The following is a 12,891-nucleotide window of genomic DNA, read 5'->3' on the forward strand; positions in this document are numbered from 1 at the left end:
ATTTCAAGCCGGGGCGAATTATGAGGATAATTGCAGGCGAAAGACGCGGCATGAAGCTGCTGAGCCCGAAATCTATGAGCACACGCCCGATAACCGATCGAGTTAAAGAAGCGGTTTTCAGCATACTTGTTAATTCATGCTCTATGCCGGGCGAGTGCAAGGTAGCGGATTTATTCTGCGGGACAGGCTCTCTCGGCCTTGAAGCCCTAAGCAGAGGGGCAGATTATGTTGCATTTGTTGAGCAGGATAAGCAGGTGGTCGAGATCCTTGAGCAGAATATCGAGAAAGCCCGTTTCGGCGAGCGATGCGAAGTTATAAGCGCAGACGCTTTCCGCAGCGGCGCGCCCGTGCTCTCAGCAGAGGAGAAGTTTGATTTGGTTTTTGTGGACCCGCCTTACCCAACCACTAAAGACATCTCCCAAAACTCAAGGATTGGAAAGCTGATGATTATTCTTGCAGGCCAGATAAAGCAGGACGGCCTCATACTAGTTCGAACCCATAAAAGAACGGTGATGGATGATGAATACGGCCTGCTCGAAGTATGCCGGCGACGCAGCTGGGGGAATATGACAGAAACCTTCTTCAAGCTCAAGGGTGAGGAATCTCAGGAGACAGAATAAGTGGGGGAAGGTAAAAACATTACCGCCCGTAAAGCGGCTTTTACAGTTTTGAAAAGGCTCAGAAACAATGGCTACACGGCCTTCTATGCAGGGGGATGTGTTCGTGATATGCTTATAGGCAGGGAGCCGAAAGACTACGATATCGCTTCTGACGCCCGCCCGGAAGAGGTGGAAAGCCTTTTCAGAAGAACCGTCTCTGTGGGGGCTCAGTTTGGGGTGGTTCTTGTGATGATCAAGGCACATCAAATAGAAGTTGCAGCATTCCGCAGCGACTGGGGCTATACAGACGGACGCAGACCGGACACAATCACTTTCACCAGCCCTGAGGAAGATGCTAAACGAAGAGATTTTACGATTAACGGTATGTTCTTCGACCCGATAGAAGACCGAGTTTTTGATTATGTAGGAGGCAGGGAAGACCTTGAAAAGGGTATTATCCGAACCATCGGAAATCCTCAGGAGCGTTTCGAAGAAGATTTTCTGCGTATGCTTCGGGCGGTGCGTTTTTCTGCGGAGCTGGGCTTTGAAATAGAAGGTCAAACTTTAGAAGCAGTTTCAGAATTTTCTGAAAGGATAAGCAGAATAAGCAGTGAGAGGATCGCTGTGGAGCTGGAGAAGATATTTTTAAGCCCGAGCCCTGCTTTAGGCATAAGGCTTCTTATCCAGACAGGTCTTTCAGTCGGGATATTCCAGCATAATTTCAATGAAAAGAGCCATGGCTTAAGCCTGCTCGATTTTTACGGCCGGTCTGTCAGCCTTGAGATGGGGATTCTGCTGCTTTTTATAAGCGATTGGCAGGAGGCAGAGCAATTTGCACGCAGGCTCAAACTGAGCAGCAAAAGCCTTGGGCTGATTGAGTGGTGCAGGGATAACTACAGCAAGCTGGACTGTCCGGATATGGCTCTGCACAAATTCCGCAAGCTGATTGCTGATGAGAGGTTTGGATTTCTTTTCGAGTTAAGAAGGGCTTATCAGGCCTTTATCGGCGAGCCTGATGATAATCTGCAAATCATAAAAGAAAGGCAGGCGGGTTTTGCAGGCAAAGAAATCCTCCCCAAACCCTTCATAAACGGCAGAGATGTCATAAATCTCGGGGCTAATCCGGGGCCTGAAATCGGGGATGTCCTCGAAAAAGTGTATAACGCCCAGCTCGATTTTGAAGTTTCAAGCCCAGAACAGGCATTGAAACTTGCAAAAAGCCTTATAGAGCTTTAATTTACCTTTAAAACAATTAAAAATGAGCCGAAATTTTAAAAAAAGCTTGTAATAGTAATTTTGAGTTTTATAATCGTATTATGATTTAGATGTTCGAGGCGCGTTGCCTTGAACGATTTTGGGTTTGATCTCGAGGGAGTTTTCAAATGACGAAAAGTGTTTTGAGGTTTGCAGCAGTTATTGCATTTACGTTGACTGTTTTTACAGGGCAGGCTGCAGCCGCACAAATTGAGGTTGACCTTTCATGGGAAGGCGATCAGGAATTTTATATGCTTGGAACTATGGTCTATGATGACAGCGCTTCCAGCATAACCACCAACGACTTTTCAGCACTGGAAAGTATGACGGTCAGTTTCTATGACCCTTCTGATGTCCATCTTGGTACCTTTGAACAGGTTACCGGAGGGGTAAAGCAGTACAACTGGTTCACTATCGATTATGATATTGAGTCAATGTCTTTCGTTGACGATTCAGACTTTGATTTCGGCAGCGACGGCCATTCCCCTGATGACAAGTATCTATACGGTACTATCGGACAGGACGCTACGCTTTACACCGGCACAGAAACCCAGTATGATCAGGCACTTGATACCTCAATGCCTACAGAGATCACAGTTGTTCCAGAGCCGGCCACTATGGGCTTGCTTGGTTTTGGAGCTTTAGGTCTTATCCGGAGAAAAAAATAAGACACTTGGTTTGCTTTTAAAACCAGAAAAGGCTTGCTTTCAGATTTAGAAAGCAGGCCTTTTTCGTGCGCAGAAGTAAAGAAAATGGGGCTTGCTGCATGTGGATAAGCTGGTTAAGTGAGTGTTTTATTTATTCAAAAGTTCCAGAACTTTGCTGTGGAGGCGGTTGTTGGATGCAGCAACCTCTGAGTACAGGTTTTCCTCCGTGCCTGAAAAATCTGTCAGTATCCCGCCGGCCTCTTCCAGTATCAGTTTTGCTGCTGCGAGGTCGTAGATATTCAGAAAGTTCTCCCAGTACAAGTCGAATCTGCCCGCTGCAAGGTAGCAGGTGTCAATTGCAGCAGACCCGTGCCTTCTTATATCACGTACATTCGGCACAACATTGTTGAAAAGCCTCAGCCCGTATTCGGTTTTCCCTTCTCTAAGGCAGGCAAATCCCGTAACAGCCATAGACATCCCGATATCTTTCGTGGAGGAAACGCTGATTTTCTTATCGTTGAGAAATGCCCCGGCACCCTTAATCCCTATGAAAAATTCATCCAGCACAGGTGCATAAACCCCGCCAAGCTGAACTTCTCCATCCCTCTCAAAGGCCACGGAAATGCAGTAGAAAGGAAGCCCGTGCATAAAGCTGTTTGTTCCGTCTATCGGGTCTATTATCCAGCGTTCGCCTGAGCCTTCTGTGAGTCCCATTTCCTCGCCGAGGATGCTGTGTTCAGGGAATTCAGCCTTTATTCTGCTGGTTATATACTCCTCTGCAGCAACGTCTGTTTCAGTAACGTAGTCTTTATCCCTTTTGGCGTTGATCTTCAGCCCGGAAAGGCTTTCTCTTGCCTTGAGCGTGAGCCTGCCTGCCCCAAAACATAAATCTTCCAGAAAATCCTGCAAAGCTCTTTTCTCCAATCTGTTTTATCCGCCGTAGATGAGACGCATCTGTCCGATATTGGGAATCGGCAATTTGCCTTCAGGTTTGAATTTCAGGCTCCCCGGCCAGTAAACCATAAATGCCCTGCCCGATACATACTCCCTCGGCACAACGCCTATGGGGAATCTGTCTCCGTTGTTGCCTATTCCTTCAATGTCCCAGAGCCTTGAGTCTGCGCTGCTGGGGCTGTTATCCCCGCAAGCGAAAAATTCATCCTCGCCAAGCTCAAAGGGCTCATCCCCGCGCTTAACGCCGTACGTAATATAATGCATATCCCGCCAGATGTTTATATGCCTGAATACTGCATCTCCCGAGCTCAGCAGTGATATCTGGGGTTTTCTGTTGTCCCTTGCTTTGCCTATGTCGCCGATTTTGCTGCCGAGTATATGCTCAAGGCTGCATTCGCCAAAACTGAGGCTCAAACGGTAGTCCGCATTGTTGAAGCTCAGAGGCACTGATCTTTCCCCTTCAAGCTCCGGTATGTCTCTGCTCGCAAGCACCTGTTCCTTGCCGCTGTAGCTCTTAATGAGAAACATTTTCTGCTTCTCTAAATCCACCAGCCCCCTGTAAACCCGTCCGTATTTCCTGATGCTCGCTCCAACTTTGAGCGTATCCCCGCTCACTTGAGCCTGATATTCCATCTTCAAATCGCTGCATATTTCCCCCGGGTAGGCGGGTGAAGCGTTATATGCGTAGTATGCGCCGAAGCCGTTGCCCGTATCTGAATCATATTGGAGCTCAGAGATGCCTTCGCTGGAGCAGGATATTATTCTGCCTTGCCGCGAATAGCTCCAATTTCCGCCTTCCTCTTTAAGCGGCCTTTCCCATTTGGCTCCGTCCTTGCTGAATTTCGGCTGATCAGGTCTTGCGGGGAGAAAATCGCTGCTGTAAACCGGCATCCACATCTCCTCTAAAACCCTCTCGGGCTTTCTTGCTATCTCCCCGTCAATGAACAGATCCCCGTCGTAGAGGTGTATGGTTTCCCCGGGAAGGCCAACAAGCCTTTTGATATAGTTTATATTCGGCTCTGTGGGATTTTTGAATACGAATACGTCCCATCTCTCCGGCTCGCGGAATTGATAAAGGCTCTTGAGTACGAGAATCCTGTCTCCGCCTGTTCTCCGTGCTGCTACCCGCTGCAGATACCCGCATACCGGACACTTGGTGAATTTTGCTATATTGGGGTTTCTGTTTCTCCCCGCCTGAAAGCCCACGTCAAACTGCTTTCCGCATTGATGGCAGGTGAGGTGGAAGTGGTCGCCGCGGAGGGTCGGTGCCATACTGCCGGTAGGGATTTTGAACGCCTCTACAACGAATCCCCTGAAAATAAGGGCAAATACCAGAGCCACTACTATCCATTCAATGGCGCCTGCAAATGCTGCTAATGGTGTTTTTTTCAAGATTACTGCTCCGCAGAACTATTCATATTTCTTCATTATTTCTGCCATAGCGGGCATAATATCGATGAGATTCCCGCTGCCGTCGTTGTTTAGATCGAGCCCGCCTTCCTCGCTGGTGAGCCGCGAGAGCATCAGCTCTATATCGCCGAAATCAAGCAGACCGTCTGAATTAACATCCAGCCAGCCTTTCCAGTTTGCCGGAACTTCCCGCTCTGCCCAGCTGAATGCGAAATTTACCTTCTTATCAGCGGATTCAACGGATTCTTCATCGCTGAAAACCACAGCAAACCGGTAGGATTTGTAATTTTGGCTTATAGGGTGGAATATATGTTCAACGTTGGAATGTCTGCTGTCGCTCTTGGCCGCCAACACCTTCTCTCCGCTGTGTTTAATTCCCCAGAGCTCGAGTTTCAGGTTTGCGTTGCGGGCTTCGTTCGGATCGAAGGGGAATGTTTCGTTGAAAAACCTCTTCCAGCAAAGGCTCCCTGAGATATACCCGTTTTTCTTTTCAGGTTCGAATATATAAAGATTTTCTCTTTTGCCCGATATCACTCCGGCATCCCAGCCCGCCGAAGACACCTCGCCCGGGCGCTGCCCGCCCGCTGCAAGCCTTGTTTCGGCGCCGGCCAGATTTATCATCCCTGCTCCCTGCTGCCAGTCGAAAACAGCCGTACTGTCGTCGGAGGTGTCCCATTGGCCTTTGTGCCAGTAGCTGCCTTTCAGGGCTGTGTCTGTGAGCAGGGCACGTATCAGATTGCTTTTATTTCCCTTAATTCGGGCATATTCATAATCCTGGAGGCTATCAAGGAGTATGCAGGCCGCAGAAGCTGCCGCCGGTGCGGCAAAGCTCGAATAGCTGCCGGTATGAACGAATTCCCCATGGAGGTTGGAAACGAGGAAATTCCCGGGAGCAACGAAGTCCGGCTTCACTACCCGCTTATCGCTGCTGTAGGAGGAATATTCCGCCTTGCCCAGAAACCTTGAATCAAAGTTCGGGAAGTCTTCAGCGGATGCTGCCCCAACGCCGATAAAATTCTGCGATGCGGCGGGGTACAAGCAGTTGTTGCCCATTTTTTCGCCGTTGCCAATGCTCGCAAAACCCGCAATATCATATTTTTGCAGGAGCCTTTCCGCTCCCTTTGTCCACCAGTTTTCAACTGTTGTACCAAAGCTTATGCTCAGCACGTCCGGCGGCTTTTTCATTTCCTGCTCTACCACATTCTCCGCAAGGAAATCCCAGTATTCCTGTATAAAAATCGATGTGCTGCTCAGCGGGGCGTTGTATTCTATAAACTCCCCGTTCTCCAAAAAGCTCCCCTCGCCTGCTGTTAATGAGCAGATTGAATTCATATGCTCTGAAAAGCCCGTTGGCTCTATACTGTCAGACCAGCTCAAGTTTGAGGTGCTGAAGATATCGAGCGTGGTGTTCGGGATGAAATCATCCTTAGACTGCCCGCTGTTTATATCTGCGCACCTGCCTACAAGGAGCATCCTAACATCCTCAGGCGAGCGGGACCTTTCAAAGCCCATCAGCCCGTATGAACGAGGCTCAATACTCTCTCCGAATAACGCTGCGGCAAGTGCAGCGGATAAAATTGTATAGCCGAATATTTTGAGCATTTATGCCGAATTAAATTAAAGATTCGTAAAACCTAATTCTATCCCGCCGCAGGGATATGTCAAACTATATAAGCCGCAGTTTCGTTAAAATCTGATTACGACCTGTAACCGTTAAATGGTCGCCGTGATTTTTTCAAAACAACTGAATCCCAAATTGAATTTGGAAAAACTAAAGAAACCGGCAATATAATTTCATAAAGCGAAATGCTTTCTAAAAACATTTTTTATGTCAAAATAATCCCTCATGCGACATTACCTTACGAAGCGGAAATTTAAATTATAGAAAAAATTAGAGGTAATTATGCGTTTTAAGATTTCTTTAATCACCGTTCTTTTTGTATCATTTCTTTGTCTTGCTCAGAACGACTGGGAAAACCAGAATGTAATTTCAATTAACAAGCTTGCCCCTAGGGCGGGTATTGTGCCGTTCACAAGCTTGCAGGATGCACAAGAGCTTGAGGAGGAAAAGTCCGAAAGGTATCTCTCGCTCAACGGGGTCTGGAAGTTTAAGCTTTCAGAAACCTTCGAATCGAGCCCGAAGGATTTCTTTAAGCCCGAGTTTGATGTTGGAGGCTGGGATGAGATAGAAGTTCCCTCTTGCTGGCAGATGCAGGGTTTCGGCAAGCCTATATACACGAACGTCCGCTATCCATTCGAAAAGAAGCCCCCGTTTATTGAACCGAGATACGATAATACTAACACCGTAGGCTCATACCGCAGGGAATTCACTCTGCCGGAAAGCTGGACCGGCAAGAGGATTGTTGTGCATTTCGGCGGTGTAAACTCAGCGTTTTACCTCTGGGTAAACGGCGAAAAGGTTGGCTACAGTCAGGGCAGCTGGACGCCCGCTGAATTCGATATCACCGATTATGTCCAAGCCGGCGGGAATACAATATCAGCGAAGGTTTTCCGCTGGTCAGATGGTTCATACCTTGAAGATCAGGACGGCTGGCGGATGAGCGGGATTTTCCGCAAGGTATATCTTATCGCCCAGAACAGGCTCAGCATAACCGATATGAACATTGTAACCGATCTGGACAAGCTCTACAAAGATGCAGTGGTAAAGGCGTCTTTTACAGTACTCAACGCAGGCGAGAAGGCTTCCAGCCCCGCTGAGATAAAAGCTCAAATCACCGGGGAAAAAGGTGAGGCCGCCGCAGAGGCGAAGGTTGCAGTTCCTGCAATAAAGCCCGGAGAGAGAGGCGAGGTAAAAACATACATCCGCGTTGAGGCTCCGAAGAAATGGACCGCCGAAACGCCAAATCTCTACAGCTTCACTGCTTCTTTGAACTCCCAGCAGGATAAGGAGTTTGCTGGGCTTAAGATTGGTTTCAGGGAGATTGAAATCAAAGACCAGCAGGTTTTCGTTAACGGCGAGCCTGTGATATTTAAGGGTGTCAACAGGGTTGAGCACAGCGAGACAGGCGGTAAGAAAGTTTCTTATGAGCAGCTCAAAAAGGAAATCCTCCTTATGAAGCGCAATAACATCAACGTTGTTCGAACCGCCCATTATCCTGCAAATGAAGAGCTCTGCGAGCTTTGCGATGAATACGGGATTTACGTAGTGGATGAGGCGAATCTTGAGAGCCATGAATACGGCTTCCACAACAACAAGCTCGCCCTTGATCCAAGCTGGGAAGAAGCACATTTAGACAGGATCCGAAGCCTTATCTACCGAGACAGAAATCATCCCAGCGTTATATTCTGGTCTCACGGGAACGAAGCGGGTACAAACAGAAATCTCATCGAGATGGACAAGCTCGCCCGCAGGCTCGATCCTTCAAGACCTACCCATTACCATATTGAGGCCAAGCAGAAGGTATTTGATACGCTGGGAGGCCCGAGATACCGCTCCCTCGAGGAGCTCAAGAAAATCGCCCTCAACGGCGATTCACGCCCGTTCCTGCTCAACGAATTCGCCCACGCCATGGGCAATGCAATGGGCAGTCTCACAGAATACACCGAGATGTTCGAAAAGCACAAACGCCTCATCGGCGGCTGCATCTGGGATTGGATAGATCAGGGCATAGCACGTGAGAAGAACGGCCGGGAATACTGGGCATACGGAGGCGATTTCGGCGATAAGCCGAATTCAGGCAATTTCTGCATCAACGGCGTTATCCTGCCCGACCTTTCCGTAACGGGCAAACTGATGGAGGTGAAGAAGGCCTTCCAGCCGATTATCTTTGAAGGAGTGAACCTTGGCGATAAGCTCATAAGGATCGAAAACAGATACGACTTTACAAACTTAAGCGAGCTTGATTTCTGGTGGCGCATCCTTGAAGACGGCAGGCAGATTCAGGCCGGCATCCTTGAAGGCGTTGAGGCAGAGCCGAACACAAAGACAAGCCCTTTGAAGGTGGGCTTTGATTCATCCGGCTTCAAGCAGGGCAGTGAGTATGTTTTAGAGCTCTCAGCCCGCACTGCGAAGGATATGAACTGGGCGGATAAGGGCTTTGAGATCGCATTCGGGCAGTTTGTTGTTCAGCGGTCTGATTTTAAGCCCAGATTGGGAAAACAGGGCGAGCTTGAATGCAGCGCTCTGGACAAGGAGTTTGATGTGTCAGGCGAGGGCTTCACTGCGAGCTTTGATATAGCAGAGGGCATTTTGAGCAGTCTGAGCTACGAGGGCGCTGAGGTGATTCAGACAGGCCCGAAAGGCCATTTCTGGCGGGCGCCCACAGATAATGATAATAAGGGGTTCAAGAAGCAGTGGCGAGAGGCAGGGCTCGACAAGCTCAGGAGAACAGTGCTGGATGTGGATTATGTGCCTTCGGATAAGATGGCCGTGGTTACTGTGAAGGCTATGTACAGCGAAGACCTTCAGATTAAAGAGCCAATTGGCTGGGAAACCCAAGAGCAATACACCGTTTACCCCTGCGGAAGCATTCAGGTGGATATGCAGATGAGGCCGTTTGGCAAAATGCCCGAAAACCTGCCCCGTTTAGGCAGTCTGATGATTGCCCCGAAGGGATTTGATAATTTCCAGTGGTACGGCAAAGGCCCCATGCACAGCTATCCGGACAGAAAGGAAGGTCAGAAGCTCGGGATATATTCAGGCAGTGTTTCGGAGCAGTTTGTCCCGTATCCCCGACCGCAGGAATTCGGGAATAAGTCTCTTGTGAGGTGGTTTACGCTCAAAAACGATGCAGGCCAAGGCTTCAAAGTTGCGGGCAGGCAGGCACTTAATGTTACCGTTTCGCATTTCTCAGATGAGGATCTAACCTCCGCAAGCCATCTTTACGAGCTTGAGAAGCAGGACAGATGCTTTGTGAATGTTGATTATGCAAACGCTCCAGTGGGCAATCAGAGCTGCGGGAATGTGCTCCCTCTGGAGAAATACCGCCTCAAGCCGCAGAGTGTAGATTACGGCTTCGTTATCCAGCCCTGCGAATAATTTCGGCTTGCAGGCGAACAAAATGTGCATTACAATGTAATTACATTGAAAGGGTGCATTATGAGCAAAAATTCAACAATACAAGTCAGAATAGATTCGCAAATCAAGCAGGATGCCAGAGAGGTGCTGGGAGAGCTGAATATGTCTATTTCGGAGGCTGTCGGCCTCTTTCTAAAGCAGGTTACGCTTCATAAGGGTATGCCTTTTGAAGTTAGGATACCTAATCAGACTACAATAGACGCTATGAACGAAGTTAATTCCGGCAAAGGGCTTACTGCTTCAGATTCTGTTTCAGGGCTTATGAAAGATATCAATGATTAATGAAAATTTCATTTCATAATCAGTTTAAAAATGATTTTAGAAAAGTTTCAAAGCATGGTAAAGATCCTCGAAAGCTTGAGAATGTAATTGAGTTAATTTGCAGTGAAGCCGTTTTGCCTGATAATTACAAAGACCACAGTTTAAAAGGCAGCTGGGGTGAATTCCGAGAATTACATATACAGCCCGACTGGCTGCTAATATACAAGAAGACTAAAGACACTTTGTTTTTAGTAAGAACCGGTTCACATAGCGATCTGTTCGAATAAACTTTGCTTGAGTCTATAGGATTTTCCATAGCTATTCAATAGCATCGCAAACAGGAATACTATTGCACAAAAAGGCCTCTGGGAGTATAATCTCGGGGCTTTTCTTATGAATATTATGTATTATTTTTCTTGGCAGCAATAGCTGCATAAGGCAGGGTATATCAATGCATCACAAAAAGCTTCTGTGCGACATAGGCGAATTGAACCACCTGTTCAGGGACAGCGTGAGTGTGCAGAATTTCCTTCAGAAGATAGTAAGTCTTGTGCAGAAGCACCTCCAAACCGACGTATGCTCCATCTATTTGTATGATGATGCAGAGAAGGTGCTCACCCTCAAAGCTACTGTGGGGCTCAAGGAAAGCTCTATAAACTCCGTTAAGCTCTCTCTGGGCGAGGGGATTGCCGGCAAGGCCCTGGAGCAAAAGGAGCTTATAAACGTATCAAAGGCCTCAGAGCACCCTGATTTTCGTTCATTTGAGGGGATAAACGAAGAGTTCTTCGACTGCTTTCTCGCAGTTCCAGTGCTCAGGGGCATAGAGCGGATCGGTGTTTTAACCCTGCAGAGAAAGCCCGACTGCATATTCGACGAGGCAGACCAGATCGCCTGCACAGCTGTTGCATCACAGATTGGAAATATGATTGAAAATGCCCGCTTCCTTATGGCAATGGACAGCGGAGCAGACAGCAGCCTGAATTCTGTGGAGGCCGCCCCGAGGCTTGAAGATTCCGGCAAACAGCATTTCATAAAGGGAAAATCTGCATCCAAGGGGCTTGCCAGGTCTAAGTCTAAGCTTATTGACAAGAAAAGAAGCTTTAAGAGCCTCAAAACCAAAGACTATGCTAAGAATTTTACCGTTGATGATTTTCGTCAGGCCATTCAGGCCACAAGTCAGCAGCTTGAAACGCTTCAGAAAAAGGTTGAAGACAGGCTCGATGATGCGGCCTCTCTGATTTTCTCCTCGCATCTTTTAATCCTGAAAGACAAGTCTTTTATAAGCAAGGTTGAAAGGCTGATAAGCGAGGACGGCCAAAACGCTCCGGAAGCGGTTGTCGAGGTATCAAAAAGCTATATCGAAATATTCTCCGGCTCAGAGAACATCTTCATTCGCGAGAAGGCAAATGATGTGGAGGATATAGCTCTTCGCATTATAGACAATATGCTCAGTGATTCGGAGTATGAGAGCAATCTGAGCGGTCGTATCGTTATAGCGAGGGATCTTTTCCCCTCCGATCTTCTTCGTCTCAGCGGCGAGAATGCTGCCGGCGTGGTGCTGGTGAGCGGGGGGGTTACAAGCCATCTTTCGATCCTCGCCAATTCGCTTGGTATGCCGGTGGTTATCGCAAATCGCTCAGAACTTACCGAACTTCCCGACGGAACCGACATCCTCCTTGATGCTGATGCGGGGAATCTCTACGTAAACCCTGATAAGGAAGTGCTGGAGGAGTTTAATAAGAGCATCTCTGCGAGAAAGGCTGTAGAAGAGGGCAGGATAGACCTCGGACGCGGGGCTGAAACCCTCGACGGCAAGAGGATCAACCTCTACGCAAACATAAACCTGCTCAGCGATGTTAAGCTTGCAGCAAAGATGAACTGTGCGGGGGTAGGTCTGTACAGAACTGAATTCCCGTTCATCGTCCGCAGCAGCTTCCCCACAGAGCAGGAGCAGTTCGTGGTTTACAAAAAGCTCGTTGACCAGATGAAGGGAAGGCAGGTAACATTCAGAACGCTTGATGTTGGGGGCGATAAGATGCTTTCCTACTACCACGATGCAGCGGAGAAAAATCCTGCAATCGGGCTTAGAAGCATTCGCTTTTCTCTCAGAGAGAAGGATATATTTATTCAGCAGATCAGGGCTATCCTCCGCGCAGGGGCGAGAGCTGATGTCGGGATTATGTTTCCGATGATAAGTTCGCTGGATGAGTTTGATATGTCCCGCAGTATTGTGAATGAATGCAGGGAAAAGCTGGAGGCTGAGGGGCTGGAGCATAATCCAAACCCGAAGGTTGGGATAATGGTTGAGCTTCCAAGTGTTGTTGAGCAGATTGATGAATTTGCCCAAGAGGCAGACTTCTTCTCCATCGGAACTAATGATTTCGTGCAGTTTATGCTCGGAGTTGACAGGACAAATGAGATGGTGGAAAATTTCTACATCCCGCATCACCCATCTGTTCTCAGGGCATTGAAGAGGATTATCGATGCCTGCCGCAGGGCGGATAAGCCTGTGAGCATTTGCGGGATGATGGCCGCAGAACCAACCCTGACGGCGTTTCTGGTGGGCATAGGTCTTACTGATATGAGCGTAACGCCGGCTTCCCTCCCGCCGCTCAAACGCAGGATAGCCCAGCTCGACAGCGAAAAGTGCAGAAAATTTGCAGAAGAAATTCTGAGCAAATCAAGGGCAAGCGAAATAGACAAAATGCTTGAGAAAGGAATATGATTT

General features: G+C 48.2%; 10 protein-coding genes. 7 read left to right on the forward strand and 3 right to left on the reverse strand.

The window, feature by feature from the left end:
• The first annotated feature begins 20 nt into the window (after positions 1-20).
• The 3 genes from rsmD (at position 21) to STSP1_RS10950 (ending at position 2,521) form a co-directional block, all read left to right on the forward strand.
• Entirely contained in the window at positions 21-620 is a 600-nt protein-coding gene (gene rsmD / locus STSP1_RS10940) for a 16S rRNA (guanine(966)-N(2))-methyltransferase RsmD (protein ID WP_085756365.1), read from the forward strand.
• On the forward strand, positions 621-1,835 hold the full coding sequence (locus STSP1_RS10945; protein WP_085756366.1) for a CCA tRNA nucleotidyltransferase: 1,215 nt from the start codon (positions 621-623) through the stop codon (positions 1,833-1,835).
• A gap of 146 nt (positions 1,836-1,981) precedes the next feature.
• Positions 1,982-2,521, forward strand: a complete 540-nt coding sequence (locus STSP1_RS10950) for a PEP-CTERM sorting domain-containing protein (protein ID WP_085756367.1) — start codon at positions 1,982-1,984, stop codon at positions 2,519-2,521.
• Positions 2,522-2,647: 126 nt separating this feature from the next.
• Here STSP1_RS10950 and STSP1_RS10955 read toward each other — a convergent pair whose 3' ends face one another.
• The 3 genes from STSP1_RS10955 to STSP1_RS10965 are packed head-to-tail and all read right to left on the reverse strand — an operon-like array spanning position 2,648 to position 6,466.
• The gene (locus STSP1_RS10955; protein ID WP_085756368.1) at positions 2,648-3,424 is read right to left on the reverse strand and encodes an inositol monophosphatase family protein; all 777 of its coding nucleotides are present in this window, start codon (positions 3,422-3,424) and stop codon (positions 2,648-2,650) included.
• Between the two features lie 6 nt (positions 3,425-3,430).
• Complete coding sequence (gene lepB, locus STSP1_RS10960) at positions 3,431-4,846, reverse strand: signal peptidase I (protein WP_094760314.1); 1,416 nt, start codon at positions 4,844-4,846, stop codon at positions 3,431-3,433.
• An 18-nt stretch (positions 4,847-4,864) separates the two neighbouring features.
• The gene (locus STSP1_RS10965; RefSeq protein ID WP_085756369.1) at positions 4,865-6,466 is read right to left on the reverse strand and encodes a S8 family serine peptidase; all 1,602 of its coding nucleotides are present in this window, start codon (positions 6,464-6,466) and stop codon (positions 4,865-4,867) included.
• A 301-nt stretch (positions 6,467-6,767) separates the two neighbouring features.
• Here STSP1_RS10965 and STSP1_RS10970 point away from each other — a divergent pair, with 301 nt between their 5' ends.
• From STSP1_RS10970 to ptsP, 4 genes are all read left to right on the forward strand, one after another.
• Positions 6,768-9,863 carry a glycoside hydrolase family 2 TIM barrel-domain containing protein gene (locus STSP1_RS10970; RefSeq protein WP_085756370.1) on the forward strand — a complete coding sequence of 1,032 codons (3,096 nt, stop codon included), beginning with the start codon at positions 6,768-6,770 and terminating at the stop codon, positions 9,861-9,863.
• A 60-nt stretch (positions 9,864-9,923) separates the two neighbouring features.
• A complete protein-coding gene (locus tag STSP1_RS10975; protein WP_085756371.1) occupies positions 9,924-10,184 on the forward strand; it encodes a type II toxin-antitoxin system RelB/DinJ family antitoxin in 261 nt (86 codons plus the stop codon).
• A complete protein-coding gene (locus STSP1_RS10980) occupies positions 10,184-10,450 on the forward strand; it encodes a type II toxin-antitoxin system RelE/ParE family toxin (RefSeq protein WP_085756372.1) in 267 nt (88 codons plus the stop codon). The genes STSP1_RS10975 and STSP1_RS10980 overlap by 1 nt, the downstream gene beginning before the upstream one ends.
• 164 nt (positions 10,451-10,614) lie before the next feature.
• Positions 10,615-12,888, forward strand: a complete 2,274-nt coding sequence (gene ptsP, locus STSP1_RS10985; protein ID WP_085756373.1) for a phosphoenolpyruvate--protein phosphotransferase — start codon at positions 10,615-10,617, stop codon at positions 12,886-12,888.
• The last annotated feature ends 3 nt before the right edge of the window (positions 12,889-12,891 follow it).

The organism is Sedimentisphaera salicampi, from assembly GCF_002117005.1.
Classification (GTDB): domain Bacteria; phylum Planctomycetota; class Phycisphaerae; order Sedimentisphaerales; family Sedimentisphaeraceae; genus Sedimentisphaera; species Sedimentisphaera salicampi.

Bases quoted from the DNA above. Each gene is read 5' to 3' on its own strand.
- rsmD (WP_085756365.1), top strand. From the start codon at position 21: ATGAGGATAATTGCAGGCGAAAGACGCGGCATGAAGCTGCTGAGCCCG.
- STSP1_RS10950 (WP_085756367.1), top strand. From the start codon at position 1,982: ATGACGAAAAGTGTTTTGAGGTTTGCAGCAGTTATTGCATTTACGTTG.
- STSP1_RS10965 (WP_085756369.1), bottom strand. From the start codon at position 6,466: ATGCTCAAAATATTCGGCTATACAATTTTATCCGCTGCACTTGCCGCA.
- STSP1_RS10970 (WP_085756370.1), top strand. From the start codon at position 6,768: ATGCGTTTTAAGATTTCTTTAATCACCGTTCTTTTTGTATCATTTCTT.
- STSP1_RS10975 (WP_085756371.1), top strand. From the start codon at position 9,924: ATGAGCAAAAATTCAACAATACAAGTCAGAATAGATTCGCAAATCAAG.
- STSP1_RS10980 (WP_085756372.1), top strand. From the start codon at position 10,184: ATGAAAATTTCATTTCATAATCAGTTTAAAAATGATTTTAGAAAAGTT.
- ptsP (WP_085756373.1), top strand. From the start codon at position 10,615: ATGCATCACAAAAAGCTTCTGTGCGACATAGGCGAATTGAACCACCTG.